18 protein-coding genes are annotated in these 18,924 nt (G+C 62.2%); 7 read left to right on the top strand and 11 right to left on the bottom strand.

Annotation, left to right across the window (positions count from 1 at the left end; genetic code table 11):
- Positions 1 to 51 precede the first annotated feature (51 nt).
- Positions 52 to 1,245, top strand: a complete 1,194-nt coding sequence (gene dapE, locus AC1Q80_RS01880) for a succinyl-diaminopimelate desuccinylase (protein WP_492359488.1) — start codon at positions 52 to 54, stop codon at positions 1,243 to 1,245.
- Complete coding sequence (locus AC1Q80_RS01875) at positions 1,232 to 1,828, top strand: hypothetical protein (RefSeq protein ID WP_492359487.1); 597 nt, start codon at positions 1,232 to 1,234, stop codon at positions 1,826 to 1,828. The genes dapE and AC1Q80_RS01875 overlap by 14 nt, the downstream gene beginning before the upstream one ends.
- A gap of 56 nt (positions 1,829 to 1,884) precedes the next feature.
- On the opposite strand, the gene truA is transcribed toward AC1Q80_RS01875, so the two are convergent.
- The 3 genes from truA to def form a co-directional block, all read right to left on the bottom strand.
- Positions 1,885 to 2,628 (bottom strand): tRNA pseudouridine(38-40) synthase TruA, encoded by a 744-nt coding sequence (truA, locus tag AC1Q80_RS01870; protein ID WP_492359486.1) that lies wholly within the window; start codon positions 2,626 to 2,628, stop codon positions 1,885 to 1,887.
- On the bottom strand, positions 2,628 to 3,563 hold the full coding sequence (gene fmt / locus AC1Q80_RS01865; RefSeq protein ID WP_492359485.1) for a methionyl-tRNA formyltransferase: 936 nt from the start codon (positions 3,561 to 3,563) through the stop codon (positions 2,628 to 2,630). The genes truA and fmt overlap by 1 nt, the downstream gene beginning before the upstream one ends.
- Before the next feature lie 105 nt (positions 3,564 to 3,668).
- The gene (def, locus tag AC1Q80_RS01860; protein ID WP_173418833.1) at positions 3,669 to 4,193 is read right to left on the bottom strand and encodes a peptide deformylase; all 525 of its coding nucleotides are present in this window, start codon (positions 4,191 to 4,193) and stop codon (positions 3,669 to 3,671) included.
- A 153-nt stretch (positions 4,194 to 4,346) separates the two neighbouring features.
- Between def and AC1Q80_RS01855 the strand changes: the two genes are divergently transcribed.
- From AC1Q80_RS01855 to AC1Q80_RS01845, 3 genes are all read left to right on the top strand, one after another.
- Entirely contained in the window at positions 4,347 to 5,540 is a 1,194-nt protein-coding gene (locus AC1Q80_RS01855) for a DNA recombination protein RmuC (RefSeq protein ID WP_492359484.1), read from the top strand.
- Between the two features lie 52 nt (positions 5,541 to 5,592).
- Positions 5,593 to 6,492, top strand: a complete 900-nt coding sequence (locus AC1Q80_RS01850) for a ribokinase (RefSeq protein WP_492359483.1) — start codon at positions 5,593 to 5,595, stop codon at positions 6,490 to 6,492.
- A 607-nt stretch (positions 6,493 to 7,099) separates the two neighbouring features.
- On the top strand, positions 7,100 to 9,508 hold the full coding sequence (locus AC1Q80_RS01845) for a methyl-accepting chemotaxis protein (RefSeq protein ID WP_492359482.1): 2,409 nt from the start codon (positions 7,100 to 7,102) through the stop codon (positions 9,506 to 9,508).
- Between the two features lie 70 nt (positions 9,509 to 9,578).
- On the opposite strand, the gene AC1Q80_RS01840 is transcribed toward AC1Q80_RS01845, so the two are convergent.
- The gene (locus AC1Q80_RS01840; protein ID WP_492359481.1) at positions 9,579 to 10,523 is read right to left on the bottom strand and encodes a nucleoside hydrolase; all 945 of its coding nucleotides are present in this window, start codon (positions 10,521 to 10,523) and stop codon (positions 9,579 to 9,581) included.
- A gap of 159 nt (positions 10,524 to 10,682) precedes the next feature.
- Here AC1Q80_RS01840 and AC1Q80_RS01835 point away from each other — a divergent pair, with 159 nt between their 5' ends.
- Both AC1Q80_RS01835 and AC1Q80_RS01830 read left to right on the top strand, forming a co-directional pair.
- Positions 10,683 to 11,114, top strand: coding sequence for an Hsp20 family protein (locus tag AC1Q80_RS01835; RefSeq protein ID WP_077502970.1), 432 nt, complete (start codon positions 10,683 to 10,685; stop codon positions 11,112 to 11,114).
- A 47-nt stretch (positions 11,115 to 11,161) separates the two neighbouring features.
- Positions 11,162 to 11,419 (top strand): BQ00720 family protein, encoded by a 258-nt coding sequence (locus tag AC1Q80_RS01830; RefSeq protein WP_053248868.1) that lies wholly within the window; start codon positions 11,162 to 11,164, stop codon positions 11,417 to 11,419.
- Positions 11,420 to 11,530: 111 nt separating this feature from the next.
- Here the strand turns inward: AC1Q80_RS01830 and trmB are convergent, their stop codons facing one another.
- The 7 genes from trmB to AC1Q80_RS01795 all read right to left on the bottom strand — a co-directional run bounded on the left by trmB (position 11,531) and on the right by AC1Q80_RS01795 (position 18,904).
- On the bottom strand, positions 11,531 to 12,229 hold the full coding sequence (gene trmB / locus AC1Q80_RS01825; protein WP_492359480.1) for a tRNA (guanosine(46)-N7)-methyltransferase TrmB: 699 nt from the start codon (positions 12,227 to 12,229) through the stop codon (positions 11,531 to 11,533).
- A 100-nt stretch (positions 12,230 to 12,329) separates the two neighbouring features.
- A complete protein-coding gene (metK, locus tag AC1Q80_RS01820) occupies positions 12,330 to 13,568 on the bottom strand; it encodes a methionine adenosyltransferase (protein WP_173418827.1) in 1,239 nt (412 codons plus the stop codon).
- Positions 13,569 to 13,766: 198 nt separating this feature from the next.
- Positions 13,767 to 14,183, bottom strand: coding sequence for a helix-turn-helix domain-containing protein (locus AC1Q80_RS01815; RefSeq protein WP_077502973.1), 417 nt, complete (start codon positions 14,181 to 14,183; stop codon positions 13,767 to 13,769).
- 147 nt (positions 14,184 to 14,330) lie between these two features.
- Positions 14,331 to 15,926, bottom strand: coding sequence for an apolipoprotein N-acyltransferase (gene lnt, locus AC1Q80_RS01810; protein WP_492359844.1), 1,596 nt, complete (start codon positions 15,924 to 15,926; stop codon positions 14,331 to 14,333).
- Positions 15,927 to 16,148: 222 nt separating this feature from the next.
- On the bottom strand, positions 16,149 to 17,312 hold the full coding sequence (locus AC1Q80_RS01805) for a hemolysin family protein (RefSeq protein WP_173418825.1): 1,164 nt from the start codon (positions 17,310 to 17,312) through the stop codon (positions 16,149 to 16,151).
- A gap of 12 nt (positions 17,313 to 17,324) precedes the next feature.
- Positions 17,325 to 17,831 (bottom strand): rRNA maturation RNase YbeY, encoded by a 507-nt coding sequence (ybeY, locus tag AC1Q80_RS01800; RefSeq protein ID WP_209787856.1) that lies wholly within the window; start codon positions 17,829 to 17,831, stop codon positions 17,325 to 17,327.
- Between the two features lie 14 nt (positions 17,832 to 17,845).
- On the bottom strand, positions 17,846 to 18,904 hold the full coding sequence (locus AC1Q80_RS01795; RefSeq protein ID WP_173418823.1) for a PhoH family protein: 1,059 nt from the start codon (positions 18,902 to 18,904) through the stop codon (positions 17,846 to 17,848).
- Positions 18,905 to 18,924 lie beyond the last annotated feature (20 nt).

Below are 18,924 nucleotides of genomic sequence, written 5' to 3'. Positions count from 1 at the left end.
AGCAGCCTCAATCCCATTGGCCTTAGCGCCACGCAGACGGCATATCGCTACATGACCTCGACCGATCCGATCGCCAATCTCGCTACCCTCATCCGTTGCCCCTCCGTTACCCCCGCCGAAGGCGGCGCGCTCTCAGCGCTCGAAGCCATGCTGGCGCCGCTCGGCTTTGCCGTCGACCGCGTCATGGCGACGGAGGCCGGCACACCCGATATCGAGAACCTCTATGCCCGGCTCGGCGATGATGGCCCGCACCTGATGTTTGCCGGCCATACCGACGTGGTGCCGGTGGGCGACGAAAATGCCTGGACCCACGGTCCGTTCTCGGCCGACATCGCCGGCGGCGAAATGTATGGCCGCGGCGCCGTCGACATGAAGGGCGGCATCGCCTGCTTCGTCGCAGCCGTCGCCCGCCACATCGAAAAGCACGGGCCCCCGAAGGGCTCGATCTCCTTCCTCATCACCGGCGACGAGGAAGGCCCTGCTATCAACGGCACGACGAAACTTCTCGACTGGGCGGCCGCCAAGGGCGAACGCTGGGATGCCTGCCTGGTCGGCGAGCCGACCAACCCGGATCGTCTCGGCGACATGATCAAGATCGGCCGGCGCGGCTCCCTTTCCGGACGGATCACCGTCAACGGCGTTCAGGGTCACGCGGCCTATCCGCATCTCGCCGACAGCCCGGTGCGCGGCATCCTGCAGTTGACCCAGGCGCTGATGGACCCGCCCTTCGACAACGGCACGGAAAACTTCCAGCCGTCGAACCTGGAAGTGACGACGATCGACGTCGGCAACGGAGCCGTCAACGTCATCCCGGCAAAGGCGAGTGCGGCCTTCAACATCCGCTTCAACGACACCTGGACCGCCGACAGCCTGATGGCGGAGATCATCGCCCGGCTCGACCGTGCGGCGGCCGACGGCGCATTGCGACCGGGTCGCGATCCGGTCCGCTACGAGCTCACCTGGAACGAACGGCCGAGCCACGTTTTCCTGACGCGCAACAATGCGCTGATCTCATCTCTGTCGGGCGCCGTCGAAACGGTCACCGGCCAGCAGCCGAAGCTTTCGACCACTGGCGGCACCTCGGACGCGCGGTTCATCAAGGACTATTGCCCCGTCGTCGAATTCGGCCTCGTCGGCCAGACCATGCACATGGTCGACGAGCGCGTCGCCGTCGCCGATCTCGAAACGCTGACGCAAATCTACGAAACCTTCATCTTCAGCTGGTTCGGCCATGCCGCTGCTTGAGGAGGTTCTCGCCTATATCAAGGGGCTCTGGCTGCTGATCCAGGGCAATGGCGAAGGGTTCCGCTGGCTCGATTTCAGCGAGAGCGGCCTCTGGCGCTCATTTGCGGCGATGCTCTGGTGCCTGCCGGCGATCGCCGTCACCTGGGCGTCCTGGCGGCTTTATTACCTCTCTGCGATGCCGTCGGGAACCACGGTCGGCTTCAGCTTCGTCTTCAAGCTTCTGGTCGTCGATCTCGTCAGCTGGCTGCTGCCACTGGTGCTGATTTTCATGCTGGCCCGCCCGCTCGGTTTTACCACCGCTGTCGTGCCGATCATTGTCACCACCAACTGGCTGTCCGTACCGCTATCCTACGCGATGGCGGTGCCGGCGGCGATCCGCCTCGTCATTCCCGGCAGCGAGGGGCTGACCAGCCTGATCTGGCTGGTGCTGCTCTTCGTCAGCATCGGTGTGCTCTTCCGGCTGATGCGCATCATCACCGGAAACCAGACCCTGCTGGCCACGGCACTGACGGCACTCTTCCTGCTGCCGTCGATGATGATGGGTGAATTTCTGCAGCGGTTTTTCGGCCTGATCCCGAGCTGACAAACAGCACGCCAACCTCGACGTCCGCGCGCCGTTTGCGCGCGCCGGTCTCTTTCTCAGTAGTCGACCTGCATGAAATAAAGCCCGTCAGGCGGCGCCACCGGGCCGCAGGCCTTCCGGTCGCGCGCCTCAAGCGCCGCCTGCAGGTCGTCCGGCGTCCATTTTCCCTCACCCACCAGCTTCAGCGAGCCGGCAAAGGAGCGGATCTGATTGTGCAGGAAGCTTTGCGCGGTCGCGCGAATTTCGATCAGCTCGCCGGAGCGGGTCACGTCCAGCCGGTCAAGCGTGCGCATCGGACTTGTCGCCTGACAATGGACCGAGCGGAAGGTGGTGAAGTCGTGATGGCCGACAAGCCGCTGCGCGCCCTCATGCATCGCCTCGTGATCGAGCGGCTTCGTCACCCACCAGGCGCGTTTTGCCTCCAGCGCCAGCCGCGACGGCCGGCAGATGATGCGGTAGAGGTAGTGGCGGCGCAGCGCCGAAAACCGCGCGTCGAAGGCGTCCGTCACCTCCTGGGCATCGAGGATCGAGACACCCTCGCCGGCCATGCCGAGATGGGCGTTCAGCGCATTGCGCAGCGTGTGCGGTTTCCACTGGCGCGTCAGGTCCGCATGCGCCACCTGGCCAACGGCATGCACGCCGGAATCGGTGCGCCCGGCACCGCGGATCGAGACGGTTTCACCGGTCAGGGACAGGATCGCCTTTTCGATCGCGCCCTGGACGGAGGCGCCGTTATCCTGCCGCTGCCAGCCGACATAATCAGAGCCGTCATACTCGACGGTCAGCCGAAAACGCGGCATCAGCCGACCCTCGTGCCGGCGACGACGGGTGTGCCGCGCAGGAAGTCGGCGAGATCAAGCGCCTTGCCGCCGGCCCGCTGCAGCCGCGTCGGCCGCACGGCCCCTTCGCCGCAGGCAATGGTCAGGCTGTCGTCGATAACGGTGCCGGCGGGCCCTTCGCCCGCCACACGCTCGGAATTCAGAACCTTGACGCGCTCCGGCTTGCCGGCGATCCCCAGCTCGAACCAGGCGCCCGGAAAGGGCGACAGACCGCGAATGTGGTCGTGCACTTGGCGTGCGCTCTTGCTGAAATCGATGCGGGTCTCGGCCTTGCTGATCTTTTGGGCGTAGACAACACCTTCTTCCGCCTGCTCGGTCAGCGGCAGATCGTCGGCCTCAAGCTTGCCGATCGCCTCCTTCATCAAGGTGGCGCCGACCTGCATCAGCTTGTCGTGCAACTCGCCCGCGGTCATCGCCTCACCGATCTGCACGGCCTTGGTGAGCGCGACCGGACCGGTATCGAGCCCCTTGTCCATCTTCATCACCATCATGCCGGTCTCATGGTCTCCGGCCATGATGGCGCGCTGGATCGGAGCCGCACCGCGCCAGCGCGGAAGCAGGGAGGCGTGGCCATTGTAGCAGCCGAGCCGCGTTCCGGTCAGGATCGCTTCGGGCAGGAGCAGGCCATAGGCAACGACGACGGCGACATCCGCATCGAACTCGCGGAAGGTCTGGCGGTCGGCCTCGTCCTTGAAATTGACAGGCGTCAGTACGGGAATGCCGAGCAGTTCGGCTGCCTGGTGTACGGGCGACTTCTGCAGATCGAGCCCGCGGCGGCCGCCGGGCCTGGGAGGCTGGGTATAGACGGCGACGATCTCGTGACCGGCGCCGGCAAGTGCTGCTAGCGTCGGCACGGAAAATTCCGGCGTTCCCATGAAGATGATGCGAAGCGACAAGGCGCGTACTCCGACCGTTTGAAATCAGGTCCCTTCAAACGGGTTTACGCGCCTCAAATCAAGCCCTTCAATGACAAAGCGCTGCTGCAGCGCTTTGCTCGAGGATCAGATCGCCTTGGCGCCGCGGGTCTTTGCGGCCTTGGTGAACCGGCGGATCACCATGTCGCGCTTGAGCTTGGAGATGTGGTCGATGAACAGCACGCCGTTCAGATGATCGATCTCGTGCTGCAGGCAGGTCGCAAGCAGGCCATCGGCCTTGACGATCTGTTCCTTGCCGTCACGATCAAGATGCTTGACGGTCACCTCGGCCGGACGCTCGACTTCTGCGTAGTAGTCCGGAATGGAGAGGCAGCCTTCCTCATAGACCGAATACTCGTCGGACGAAGCGACAATCTCGGGGTTGATGAAGACGTGCGGGGTCTTCTCGTCGCCTTCCTTGGAGACGTCGAGCACCAGCATGCGCTTTGCCACGCCGATCTGGATGGCAGCAAGGCCGATGCCGGGGGCGTCATACATGGTCTCGAGCATGTCGTCGGCCAGGCGACGGATGTCGGCGTCGATGGTTTCGATCGGGGTCGAGACCTGACGCAGGACAGGATCGGGGAGGATGATGAGTGGCTTGATCGTCATATCGCTCCCATAACCGATCTTTCCTTGCCGGTGCAAGAAAATTGGCGCGCACTCTTGAGTGCTCAGTGCGAATGCCCGGATCTCGTTAACCGCTCGGCGCAAATGTTCTTGTTTTGATCTGGTCTTCAAAAGAGAATCTGTTAGGCTCGCCGCATGGAACCTGCGCCCATTTCTTTCGATCAGCCCGTCTTTCTCGTCGGCACCGTGCCGGTCACCGTCGTTCACTTCGGCATGCTTTTGGCCGTGCTGGCCGTCGGCTTCGTGCTGATGTCCGTTTCGCGGCGGCGTCGGGCAGGTGACGACGAGCGTCACGAACAGATGGCCATGCTTCTGGCGGCACAAGCGGAAATGCAGGGTCGCATTGCCGCCATGGCCGACGTTTTCGGCACCCGCCAGGCGGAACTAAACCAGACGCTGAGCCAGCGCATCGACGGCATGACCCACAGGATCGGCACCTCGATCAGCGAGCAGACCAAGGCAACGCACGAAAACCTGCGGCGATTGCAGGAGCGGCTTGCCGTCATCGACACCGCCCAGAACAACATCCAGTCGCTGGCGAAGGACATGGCCGGGCTGCAGGCGATCCTTACGAACAAGCAGACGCGCGGCGCCTTCGGCCAGTCACGCATGGAAACGATCGTCGCCGACGGCCTGCCGATGGGGGCCTTTGCCTTCCAGACGACGCTTTCCAACGGTGCCCGCCCGGATTGCACCATCCGCATGCCCAACGACCAGCCGCCGCTGGTGATCGACGCGAAATTTCCGCTCGAAGCCTGGAACGGCATGCGCGACGCGGCCACCCCGGAGCGGCGCCAGCAGATGGTGCAGCTCTTCCGCCGCGACATGGAGGTGCATGTCCGCGATATCGCCAGCAAATACCTGATCCCCGGTGAGACGCAGGAGACGGCTTTCCTCTTCGTTCCCTCCGAATCGATCTTCGCCGAGATCCACGAGCACTTCGAAGCGATCGTCCAGAAAGCGCACCGGCAGCGCATCGTCATCGTCTCGCCATCGCTGCTGCTGTTGTCGATCCAGGTTATCCAGTCGATCCTGCGGGACGCCCGCATGCGCGAGCAGGCGCATCTCATCCAGGGCGAGGTCGCGCGACTGATGGAGGACCTGACGCGCCTCGATGAACGGGTTCGCAAATTGCAGGGCCACTTTGCCATGAGCCAGAAGGATGTCGAGGAGATCCTGATCTCTTCGGGCAAGCTTGCGCGCCGCGGTGCCAAGATCGAGGCGCTGGAGCTTCAGGCCGATGGCGCCGGTCGGCCGGACGACGAACCACGTCATGCGGTCGACAATCGCGTCGGGCAATTGCGCCTCAGGGTGGTTGACGAGGACTGACGGTCTCGGGCACTCTCCGGCCAAAATCAGCAAATCGACGGGACATCTTCACATGATCACTGTTTTTGGGTCTATCAACATGGACCTGATCGCCACGACCGCGCGCCTGCCGAAGCCGGGTGAAACCGTTGCCGGCTCGGGCTTTTCGACAGCGGCCGGCGGCAAGGGCGCTAACCAGGCGCTGGCCGCCCGCCGCGCCGGCGCCATCGTCCACATGGCCGGCGCCGTCGGCTCGGACAGCTTTGCCGATGGCGCGCTCGAACTGCTGAAGGAAGCTGGCGCCGACCTGTCGTTGACCAAAACGGTGGACGAGCCGACAGGCACGGCCCACATTCTCGTCGGCGGTGACGGCGAGAATGTCATCGTCGTCGTCGCCAGCGCCAACGCGACCGTCAACGAAGCCGATGCCGTTGCCGCCGTCGACGGCATGCACGCTGGCGACACCTTGATGCTGCAGCTGGAAATCCCGGCCGCATCGGTGGAAAAGGCGCTCGCCGAGGCACGACGCAAAGGCATTCGCTCGGTCATCAACATCGCGCCCCTAACCCCGGAAGCGGCCCGCCTCGGTCGACTGGCCGATATCGTCATCGCCAACGAAACGGAGTTCGAACTTCTGGCCGGCAAGACCGGCATCGGAAGCACTGAACGGGAAGAGGCGATGAAGACGCTGCACGCCGAAACCGGTCACACCGTTATTGTCACGCTGGGTGCCGAAGGCGTCGTCGCCGTGCACGAGGGCGAGGTCCATCGCGCCCGTGGCCTGAAGATCGATCCGGTCGACACCGTCGGCGCCGGCGACACGTTCTGCGGTTATCTCGCCGCAAGCCTCGACGAGAAGCTCGCCTTTCCCGACGCGCTCCGTCGTGCCGCCGTTGCCGGATCGCTCGCCTGCCTCAAGCGTGGCGCCCAGCCCTCGATCCCGCTTGCCTCCGAGGTGGAACCGCGCATCTGAGGACGCCACTTCCATCTTGACGTGCGGCGCGATCACTCGCCGACCGCACGTCAAGCGTCCGTTTCCCCAAAGCATGGCGCAAAAGTGTGCCGCGGTTTTGCGATAACGACAGGCGCAGAAACAAGAACATAAAGCGCGCCAAGCGTATCTGAAAGATCGCGACGCGCTTTAGTGGACCCGGTCAAGAATGGTTGCGCAGTCTTGGCCGACTTGAATTACCACGCGTCGTGAGGAAACTGTTTCGCACGACGCATGCACACTGTCTCTATCGAGCGGAGCGCCCGTGCATAATGCGCGATCCGCAGCACCAGAAGCGCTTGAAACCACCGCATTATCGGCCTTTGCGCAATCCGGACAGCCTATGTCGCGGAGGCGAAACTCTGGACGCAGATTCTCCATGAGCGGGGCATGAATTAGCCATCGCGTTGGCCCTATCTTAAGATTTGCTCGTCTATTCAAGACCCTGAGAAAGCCATTTCCCCTGGGGAATGGGCAGCCTCCAATATGCCGGTCGGCATCTGGCGCTCCATGATGGAGTTTCACCCACATTGTGAAATGCGTTCGCCGCAGGTTTGCGCCTGCGGACCTCCCAGCACGTGAGGATTTCATGTTCAAGTTCCAAGCCAAATCGCTGGCGACCAAGCTGATCGCGGTGACAGGCGGCACGATCGCGCTCGTGTTGCTCGCCTCGAACTTCGTTCTCATCTCCCAGACACAGGACCGCGTCGAAACGCTGGTGCTCGATCAGGCAAGCGGCGAGGCAAAAGCCATTGCCTCTGATATCGCCGGCGGCATCGGCGAGCTTGCAAGCGCGTCGCGTTCGATGGCCGGCATTCTTGGCCGCGCCCATGCGGAAAAATCGATGGAACGCGCCGGTGTGATCAACATCCTCAGGGCCAATGTCGAGCAGAACCCCTTTGCCTTCGGCAGCTGGTTTGCCGAAGAGCCCAAGGCCTTCGACGGCCGCAAGGAGGAAATCGCCGACAACAAGGAGCTGGGCGCCAACAAGGAAGGCATCTTCGCTCCCTATTGGTCGAAAAATCGCAACAACGAGATCCAGTTCTCGACCTTCGGCGCGGACTACAATGCGGAATGGTACAGCCTTGCGGCAAAGAGCGGCAAGGGCGCGATCACGCCGCCCTACACCGCGCAGGACACTGACGTGCCCACCGCGATGAGCTCGATCGCTTACCCCGTCATGTCCAACGGCAAGCTGATCGGCGTCTCCGGCGTCGACATTTCGCTTGCATCGCTGGCCGACGGCCTTTCCAAGCTGAAGCCGTTTGATACCGGCCGCGTCTACCTGCTTTCTGAATCCGGCAAGTGGCTGGTGGCCCCGATTCCGGACCTGCTGCTCAAGGAATATGACGGCGAAGGCAACGAGATCGTCAAGAAGGCGCTGGCCTCCGGCGCGTCGGGCGTCATCAAGAACCTGTCCTATGACGGCAACGAACCGTTCGATCGCGTCGTCTATCCCTTTGCCCTATCCGGCGTGAACACCAGCTGGATCGTGCTCGTCGACGTACCGCGCAGCGCGATCAACGCTCCGGTCCGCGACCAGACCTACATGATGATCATCGGCGGCCTCGTCGTCCTCGCCGCTGTGCTTTTCGGCCTTTACTTCGCTGTCCGTGGCTTCGTTCAGAAGCCGCTTGCAGTCCTCGTCAAGGATGTCCGCAACCTCAGCAACGGCGACTACGGCAATTCGATCACCGGCCAGGACCGCTCCGACGAGACCGGTCAGGTCGCAAAGGCGCTCGAAGGCTTCCGCCACCAGCTGGCCGATACCAAGCGTCTTGAGGGCGAAGCCCGCCACGAACGTGAGCAGGCCGAGCATGAGCGCAGCCGTTCCGAGACGGAGCGAGCCTCGTCCAGCGCCCTTCAGCGCGACATCGTCGCCCGCCTCGGCAAGGGTCTGTCCCACCTCTCCTCCGGCGATCTCGCCTTCCGCATCACCGACGAATTCCCCGGTGAATATGCCCAGCTGAAGCGCGACTTCAACGCGACGATGGATAGCCTCGAAGAGACGATCCGCACCGTCAACCACTCGGTCGTCAACATCGGCAACGGCACCAGCGAGATCAGCAGTGCCGCCAACGACCTGTCGCACCGCACCGAACAGCAGGCGGCAAGCCTCGAAGAGACGGCAGCAGCCCTCGACGAGCTGACCTCGCAGGTCAACGCCAGCGCCGAAAACGCCAAGGTCGCCGCAAAGTCGGTGGACGTCGCCAGCAGCGATGCCGGGCAGTCCGGCGAAGTCGTGCAGAAGGCGATCGCCGCGATGAAGGGCATCGAGCAGTCGTCGCACGAGGTCAGCCGCATCATCGGCGTCATCGACGAGATCGCCTTCCAGACCAACCTGCTGGCGCTCAACGCCGGCGTCGAAGCAGCCCGCGCCGGCGATGCCGGCAAGGGTTTTGCCGTCGTCGCCCAGGAAGTCCGCGAACTGGCTCAGCGCTCGGCAAACGCCGCCAAGGAGATCAAGACGCTGATCAACACCTCGGCCGGCCAGGTGCGCGAAGGCGTTGACCTCGTCGGTCGTGCCGGTGGAGCGCTTGAAAAGATCGCCGAACAGGTGGTGCAGATCAACGGCCTGATCCGCCAGATCTCGAGCTCTGCTTCCGAGCAGGCCGTCGGCCTCAAGGAAATCAACTCGGCCGTCAACCAGATGGACCAGGTGACCCAGCAGAACGCCGCCATGGTGGAAGAAACCACCGCCGCCGGCATGGCACTGAACGAAGAAGCACGCGCGCTCAGCACGCTGGTCGCCCGCTTCCGCGTTGCACAACGCTCGGGAACCACGGCACAGCCGAGCTCGGCGGAGATGCTGCGTGGCACGGCCGAGCGCATGCGCACGGCGGAACGCCCGGCACCGGCTCCTGCCCCTGCCCCTGCCCGCGAAGCCCGTCCGACCTCAAGCCCGGCGCGTGCCGGCTACACACCATCGACACAGCGCGTGCTGACACAGACCTCCGGCGCCAATGCGCTCGCCCAGGACAATTGGGAAGAGTTCTGATCCAGACCCATGAAATGCAAACGGCGCCTCTCGGGGCGCCGTTTTCATTTGTAGTCCTGGCTTGCAACGATCAGATGCGTGCCAGTCGCTCCGTCAACAGATCGAAGAAGCCCTGGTCATCGATGTGGCGCATGACCTTGGCATTGTGTTTGCGGCCCGTCACCTGCCACCAGTCGACCACGGTCATGCCCGTCGTCAGCGGCGACTGAACCTCGATCTCGACATTGCAGTCACGCCCGGTGAAAAGCTCCGGCCTCAGGAGATAAGCGATCACGGTCGGGTCGTGCAGCGGGCCGCCATCGGTGCCGTATTTCTCGATATCGAACCGCTCGAAGAACTCCAGCATCTCGGCCATGGCGAAGGCCGGTGCGCTACCAATCTCGCGGATCTTTGCCACGCGCGCCTTGTGCGTCAGCACGCGGTGGGTCACGTCGAGCGGCATCATGACGATCGGAATGCCCGACCGGAAGACGATGTCGGCGGCTTCCGGGTCGACATAGATGTTGAATTCGGCCGCCGGCGTGATGTTGCCACCCTCAAAGAAGCCACCGCCCATCATCACCAGTTCGCGCACCTTCGGCGCGATGTCGGGCGCCTTCTGAAGCGCGAGCGCGACGTTGGTCAGCGGACCGAGCGTGCAGAGCGTGACCGTACCCGGCGCCTCGGCACGCAGCGTCTCGATGATGAAATCGACGCCATGCTGCGCCTCGAGCGCCATCGTCGGCTCGTCGAGCGCAGGGCCGTCGAGGCCGGTCTTGCCGTGCACGTGTTCGGCAGTCACCAGCGGCCGGGCGATCGGCCGGTCGGCACCGGAAAAGACCTTGACCTCGGTCCTGTTGCACAGTTCGCAGATGATGCGGGCATTGCGCGCCGTCATTGCCAGGGGAACATTGCCGGCTACGGTCGTGATCCCCAGGAGGTCGATCTCTTCCGGACTGCCGAAAGCGAGCATGATGGCGGCGGCATCGTCCTGCCCGGGATCAGTGTCTATGATTATTTTTCTCGGCACAGGCACGCTTGTGTTCCTCCTTGGGATTCTCGCGCTGCGGACTATGATTTGCGTGCACGCCGGAGGCAAGCGGCTTGCGCTCATTGCGCACAGCTACCATATTAAGGGAAGGATGCTGCTTGGCAGGTCCGGTTAATGGTCGCTTGATCTTACAAGGACTTGGGAATGAGCCGAATTACGCCTTTCACGAGCCCACTGCTGCTGGGTTTCGACACGATGGAAAAGACCCTCGAGCGTATTGCCAAGGGAAATGACGGGTATCCCCCCTACAATATCGAACGCATCCGCGGCGACGATTCGGTCGACGCGCCAGAGCGTTTGCGCATTACCCTTGCTGTCGCCGGTTTTTCCGAAGACGATCTCGACGTCACAACCGAAGAAAACCAACTCGTCATTCGTGGCCGCCAGGTCGATACCGGCGATCGCGAATACCTGCACCGCGGCATTGCCGCCCGGCAGTTTCAACGCACATTCGTGCTTGCCGACGGCATGAAGGTTCTCGGCGCCGAATTGCGCAACGGCCTGCTTTCGGTCGATCTCGTTCGTCCGGAACCGGTGCGTATGGTAAAGAAAATTAACATTTCAGTCCCAGAGTAGGATAACCGGCGGGATTTTCCCCTGGCCGGCGACCACGGAGTACCACCATGGGACTGAAAGCCATCACCTCGTCATTGTCCATGAACGACCTCGCACATCTCGGCGAGGGCGAAGTCGGCTATATCAGAAAGATGCGGTCGGAAGAGGTTTCCCGTTGCTTCCCGGAAGCACCGGAAATGGGACCGGGCATCGATCTGTGGGCCCTGTTCGGTGCCGACGGCACACCGATCCTTTTGACCGACAACCGCTCCAGCACCTTCTACAAGGCGGCTGAGGACGAATTGCGGACTGTCAGCCTGCATTGACCGTCAACCGCGGCGACGCTTCGCCATGGGAATGCAAAAGCGCCGCGCGTCAGGTCTGACGCGCAACGGACGCTTTCAGGTTGCGGCATGATTTCTGAGAGAAGCCGTCGCTTACACGCGGCGGAACGTCAGATAGGCGGAACTCCGCCCTTCCCTGCGTGCCTTGGCCTCGTAGCGCGTGCTCGGCCAGCCATCGAACGGCGTCAACCAGTCCGAAGCCTGCTCCGCCGTCCATTCGAAGGCGGCATGGTCGCGGCAATGCAGCAGCGTCCAGTTGACGTAGGTATCGATATCGGACGCAAAGCAGAAGTGACCGCCCGGCTTCAACACGCGGGCGAAGCGGTCGAGATTGACGGCTGAGACGAAACGCCGCTTCCAGTGTTTGCGCTTGGGCCATGGATCCGGATAGAGCAGGTCGATCTGGTCGACACAGGCCTCCGGCATCCAGTCCAGCACCTGCGTGGCGTCGTCATTGTAGAGACGAATGTTGGAGACACCCTTCTCCTCGATCTGCCCGATCAACTTCGCCATGGAATTGACGAAAGGCTCGACACCGATGAAACCGGTCGAGGGGTTTTCCGCCGCACGGTGGATGAGATGCTCGCCGCCGCCAAAGCCGATCTCCAACCGAATGCGATCGATCGGCTCGGGAAAGAGCGACTTCATGTCCTGCGGCGCGGCCGCACCGAGATCGAGCTTCAGTTTCGGCAGGATGGTTTCGAGATGGGCCGCCTGGCGCTCGCGCAAGGGCTTGCCCTTGCGGCGTCCGAAGAAGGCTTCCGTAGCGCGGCTGCGGCGCGGTTCAGTCATGACAATCTTCCTTCAACGAGCAAGGCGGACACCCCTTTCGGGGGCATCCGCCTTTCAGCTTTAGCGGCCGGACGTTCTGTGTCCGGCAAATGTCGAAGCGTCAAGCCCCGATGGCTTCCTTGAGCGGCTTGACCAGATCAAGCTTCTCCCAGGAGAACGAGCCGTCACGGCCGGCCTTGCGCCCAAAGTGGCCATAGGCCGCAGTCTTGGCGTAGATCGGCTTGTTGAGATCGAGGTGGCGACGGATGCCGGTCGGCGACAGATCCATCGTCTTGCGGATCGCATCTTCCACCTGGTCCTCGGAGACCTTGCCAGTGCCGTGCAGGTCGACATAGACCGAGAGCGGCTGGGCAACGCCGATGGCGTAGGACAGCTGGATCGTGCAGCGATCGGAAAGACCGGCAGCAACGACGTTCTTGGCAAGATAGCGGGCTGCATAGGCAGCCGAACGGTCGACCTTGGTCGTGTCCTTGCCCGAGAAGGCGCCGCCGCCATGCGGAGCGGCACCACCATAGGTGTCGACGATGATCTTGCGGCCGGTCAGGCCGGCGTCACCATCCGGGCCGCCGATGACGAACTTGCCGGTCGGGTTGATGTACCAGGTGCAATCGGCGGCGATCTTCAGATCGTCGAGCGCTTCGCGGATGTAGGGCTCGACGACCGCACGAACCTTGGCCGAATCCCAGCTCTCGTCGAGATGCTGGGTGGACAGAACGATCGAGACGACTTCCGCCGGCTTGCCGTCGACGTAGCGGACGGTGACCTGGCTCTTGGCATCAGGGCCAAGCTTTGCGACTTCGCCGTCGCCCTTCTTGCGGGCTGCGGCGAGCAGATGCAGGATGCGGTGCGAATAATACAGCGGCGCCGGCATCAGTTCCGAGGTTTCGCGGCAGGCGTAACCGAACATGATGCCCTGGTCGCCGGCACCTTCTTCGCCCTGCTTGTCAGACGCGTTGTCGACGCCTTGAGCAATATGTGCGGACTGGAAGTGGAGGAGAACGTCGATTTTCGCCGTCTTCCAGTGGAAACCGTCCTGCTCGTAGCCGATGTCGCGGATCGCCTTGCGTGCGGCAGACTTGAACTTCGAGGGGTTGATGACGTCGTTGCCGTTCTTGTCCTTCTTCAGAAGGCTCGGCGGCAGACGGACTTCGCCGGCGATCACGACGCGGTTCGTCGTTGCCAGCGTTTCGCAGGCAATGCGTACGCCCCAGGGATCGACACCGGTCTTGGCAGCTTCACGGTAGACCAGATCGACGATCTCGTCGGAGATACGGTCACATACTTTGTCCGGATGGCCTTCGGCCACGGATTCACTCGTGAACAGGTAGTTTGAACGCATGCGGGAATTCCCCTCAAGAAGATAAAGCGCTGGCATCGTGTTAGTGGTTTTACGCCCGAAAAACAAGCGAACAACGACATAAATATATCTTTATATCGACAACGGCGCCAATCACTTCGAATATCAGAGGGAAACGGCGGGCAAGAAAAAAGCGGCACTAATGGCCGCTTTGTTTTCCAATTCCGATGGGTTTTGGGACTATTCGCTCTCTGCTTCCGCAGCCAGCGCCTTGACGAGATCGACGAGCTTGCGACGCACCTTGGGATCGGTGATCTTGACGAAAGCACGATTGAGCTGAAGCCCTTCCGAGGAAGAGAGGAAGTCGACGACGTAGTTCGAGCTCGAGGCTTCGGCCAGGCCGGAAGCGCTGGTGTTTTCACCGGGAGCATCTTCGAAGAAGAAGGAAACAGGGACATTCAGGATGCCGGAAATGTTCTGCAACCGGCTGGCACCAACGCGGTTCGTGCCTTTTTCATACTTCTGGATCTGCTGAAACGTGATGCCCAGGCTTTCGCCCAGCTTTTCCTGGCTCATGCCAAGCATCGTGCGGCGAAGACGAATCCGGCTACCGACGTGGATGTCGATCGGGTTCGGCTTCTTCTTGTTTTCCATCATATCTGCGTTCCTAAACACGCTGTTTCAATCATCCACGGACTGACATGAGGACACCGCACACCGCTGCAACCGCAACGGTGAAGACAAAAGTGTCGCCACAGCATAAACCGATGGTGCGGACCACTATGCAATTTTAGGGGTTTTAGGTCAATTCTTCCTAATATTAAAACTAACACGCGAGAAGACTGCAACCAACAGGAGGAAGATTGCGCACAACCCGAAAATTCGGCTACGTATGACCTCATTCGTGGGCGTAGGAAGCCTTCCCGGCAGAATTGTGTCGACCACTCCCCTATAATTGTAGGCTAATCCTACCACTAAAACCCCACGTGCATCAACAATTGCTGATATACCATTATTGGCTGCACGGATAAGGGGTATTCCTGATTCCACTGCACGCAACTGTGCCTGATGGAAGTGCTGGCGCGGGCCCGGCGTGTCGCCGAACCAGGCGTCATTGGTGATGTTGAGCAGTGCGTCGGCGCCGCGCGCATCCGCGCCGATCTCACCGGGGAAGATCGCCTCGTAGCAGATGAGCGGGTAGAAGGTGCGCCCACCCGGCAGGGTCAACAGGGAGCGGGTCTTGGAGGCCGAGAAGCCGCCCGGCATGGCGGCTGCAACCGAGCTTAAGCCCCAGGATGTCAGCAGATCTTCGAACGGAAGGTATTCGCCAAAGGGAACGAGGTGCACCTTGTCGGCGGCGCCGATGATCTGACCACGCCCGTCGATGACGTAGATCGAGTTGTAATAGCGTGGCGGCAGGCCGGCGCCTGCGTCTTCCGCGCGCACCGCGCCGGCAATGAGGATCTGCTGGTCATCGAGGACTTCGGCAATGCGTGCGAGCGCATCGGGGCTGTCGGTGAGGACGAACGGGATCGAGGTTTCCGGCCAGACGACGATGTCGGGCTTCCTGGCGCCGCCTTCGGCGGGCACTGCGGTCAAGGCGAGATGTTCCTCGAAGATCGCGCCGCGCTCGCTATCATCGAGCTTCTTTGCCTGATCGATCACCGGCTGGACGAGACGAACGGCAAGCGGCTGGTCCGGCCCGGCCGGCGCCGGCAGCGCAAGCCGATAAAATCCGAAGCCGATATGGGCGGCACAGAGTGCGACGGCAAGGCTGAGACCAATCCGGCCGCCCTTGCCCGTCCCGGCAAGGGCCGGGGCCGCGAAGACGAATACCGCCAGCATGTTGATGGTCGCGAGGCTGACCACGCTGGCCGACTGCATCATCAATGGCATCGGCATCGCCGCATAGCCGATGGCGTTCCAGGGAAAGCCGGTAAAGATGAATGAGCGCAACCATTCGGCCAGGCCGAAGCCCAATGCCAACGCCGCGATCCTCCCCACGCCATCCGACCACAGGATGCGGGCAATCAGGGTTGCGAGTGCGTAGAACACGGCAAGGCAGGCCGGAAGGCCGACCACCGCGAGCGGCAGCGCCCAGGCGAAGCTGTCCGCCTCCACCAGCAGCGCGTTCCCAAGCCACCACAGCCCTCCGAGGAAGTAGCCGAAGCCGAAGGCCCAGCCGATCGACATTGCCGGCCAAAGCCGGCGGATCAAACCGCCATCCGGGTGACCGGTCGCGCCGTCGAGCAGCCAGACCAGGATCGGAAAGGACAGAAAAGCGGCAGCAAAGATGCCGAACGGCGGCTGTGTCAGAACAGCCAGCAGCCCCGCGACAAATGCCAGAAATAGCCGGGGCGCGCCCGACAGAAGCATGATCCTGCCAGCCAGTCTTTCCATGCAGCCTCCTGTTGGCGCAGGCCGCAGAACACGGACGCTACGCGGGAAGAACAACCGAATCAGTTGCCGGCAGTGTTCCAAAAAAGTGGCTGCTTGTCCCCTTTGCAGCACCAGGCTTCGAATTTGATGCGCAAACGGGACATCACCGGTCGATGACCGGTTGCCGTTCCCAGCGAAGTTCGAGATCGAGAGCTTCGCGGGGAATGCAGTTTGTGAAGAAGGCTATTGTTCGCTGGCCGAGGCTTGCTGCGGCTCGGTGCCGTTGCCGCGATTGGCGGACAGCTGCTCCTGAGACAACTCGCCTTCGGGGCGCACCACGCGGCGACGGGCCGGCGGACGCTTGCGCATGATGCGCACGCGCTTGACGCGTCGAGGATCGGCATCAAGGATCTGGAACTCGAAGCCCGGCAGTGCCTGCACCACCTCGCCCCGGACCGGAATGCGCCCAAGCGACGCGAAGATCAGGCCGCCGAGCGTATCGACATCTTCAAGCTGTTCGCGCACGTCGAAATCGGAGCCGATCGCCTCGGCGATCTCCTCCAGTTCGACGCGGGCATCGGCGACGAAGATATCCTCGGAGGTCTTGGCGAACATGACCTCGTCATCGTCGTGCTCGTCCTCGATGTCGCCGACGACCATCTCGACGATGTCTTCGAGCGAAACGAGACCATCAGTGCCGCCATATTCGTCGATGACGAGCGCCATCTGGATACGGGCGGCCTGCATGCGCTGCATCAGGTCCGACGCCAGCATCGACGGCGGCACGAACAGGAGCTGGCGGATAATGCCTGCCTCTTCCAGAGACTTGCCAAGATCGACGCGCGACAGATCGAAGGTCGCCTTCGGCGATCGCGGCGCCTTCTCGGCGGAAGCCGACGCAGCAACGGTCTGCGCCTTGCCGTTGCGACGGCGGTTGCGGGCCTGCTTGGTCACATAGGCGAGCAGGTCGCGAATATGCACCATGCCGCGCGGATCATCGAGGCCTTCATTGTAGACCGGCATGCGCGAGCGGCCGGACTCCTCGAAGATCACCATCAGCTCGCCGATGGTGATGCTCTGGTCGACGGCCTCAATATCGGCACGCGGAACCATCACGTCTTCGACGCGCACTTCGCGGAAGCGCAGGATGTTGTTGAGCATCGCCCGCTCTTCGGGCGAAAATGCCGTGTTGCTGTCGGCATCCGTCAGCAGTGCGTCGGCGAGGTCCTCGCGGAGGCTCGAAGGATTGGCGCCACGCAAAATGCGCGCGGCCCGGCTCCAGAAGGACGATGTGGATTTGGTGCCCTCTTGTCGAGTGGCGGTGCTACTACTGCCCGCCTCCGCCTCTCCGGAGGCATCGGCCTCCTCGGTCGCCATTGCGACGGGCTGTGTTTTAAAGTCGCTCATTGGTCCAAACTGTTAATCCGGGGATCGGTCCCCGTAGGGATCAGATAAGCCAAGACGCGCTAAAATGCGAGTCTCCAGGCTTTCCATTCTTTCGGCTTCATCATCTACCATATGATCATAACCGAAAAGATGCAGGAATCCATGCACGAGAAGATGCGTCAGATGCGCGTCGAAGGTTTTTTCAAGATCCGCCGCTTCGCGCTCCAGCGTCTCGCGTGCCACGATGATGTCGCCGAGCATCGGTCCCGGCATCTTGCCGGGCGTTACCGGGAACGCCGGAAAGGATAGAACATTGGTCGGCTTGTCCTGGCTGCGCCACTCCGCATTGATCGTGCGAATGGAGGCGTCGTCGGTGAAAACCAGCGACAACTCGGGCTGCATCTTCGGGAATGGCTGGCCTTCTTCCGCCTTCAGGAAGGCGGCCGCGGCCTCAAGCACCGGCGACGAAAAAGCGAGAAGCGTGTCTTCGTCGGGCCAATTGCCCTCTTCGACGCTGATCTGGATATCCAATGCACTCATGATTGCGACGACCGCTATCGGCGGTCGCCCTGCTCGCTTTCATCGTGCACGGCCGTCTGGGCTTCGTAGGCCCTGACGATACGTGCGACCATCGGGTGGCGCACGACGTCGACGTCCTTGAAACGGATTTCCGAAACGCCTTCGACGCCGCGCAGGATCTGCAGGGCCTCGACCAGGCCCGACTTGACGCCGCGCGGCAGGTCAACCTGGCTTGGGTCACCCGTCACGATCATCCGGCCGTTTTCGCCGAGACGGGTCAGGAACATCTTCATCTGCATCGATGTCGTGTTCTGCGCCTCGTCAAGGATGACGGCGGCATTTCCGAGCGTGCGACCGCGCATGAAGGCAAGCGGCGCGATTTCGATGACGCCCGCCGTGATGGCACGCTCCACCTTGTCGCCCGGCATCATGTCGTAGAGCGCATCGTATAGCGGCCTGAGATAAGGATCGACCTTCTCTTTCATGTCGCCCGGCAGGAAGCCGAGGCGCTCGCCGGCTTCGACGGCCGGACGGGAGAGCACGATGCGGTCGACGGCGCCACGCTCAAGCAACTGGGCCGCGTGGGCAACCGCAAGGTAGGTCTTGCCGGTACCGGCCGGACCGACGCCGAAGACGAGCTCGGAGCGCTCCAGCGCGCGGATATAGGCATCCTGCGTCGGTGTGCGGGCAACGATCGTCTTCTTGCGCGTTGAAATCTGCGCCATCGTCAATTTGGCTTTTTTCTCCATGGTCGGCAATTGTAGCTGATCATCGGCAGCGACCGCCATCCGGATCGCACCCTCCACATCCGACGTATCGATCGATCCGCCGCTCTGCAACCGTCCGTAGAGAAAATCGAGTGCGCGACGGGCCTGATTGGTGGCCACGACATCGCCTGAGATCGCAACGGAATTGCCGCGTGGATGCGCTTCGATCCGGAGCCGCTCCTCCAGGAGCTTCAGGTTCTGGTCGAACTGCCCGAAGAGTTCGCTGGCGAACCGGTTGTTCTCAAATGTGAGCACGAAGTGATTGGCGTCTGTCGCAGTTGTTTTCGACTGGCGCGATGATGAAGAGATCAGTTCGTGTCCGTTCAAGCGGTTCAGGCTCCTGTTTT

The organism is Ensifer sp. GW823-FHT05D09 (assembly GCF_058795755.1).
The sequence above is the reverse complement of the archived record's forward strand: the minus strand, read 5'-3'. Positions and strand labels throughout refer to the sequence as shown.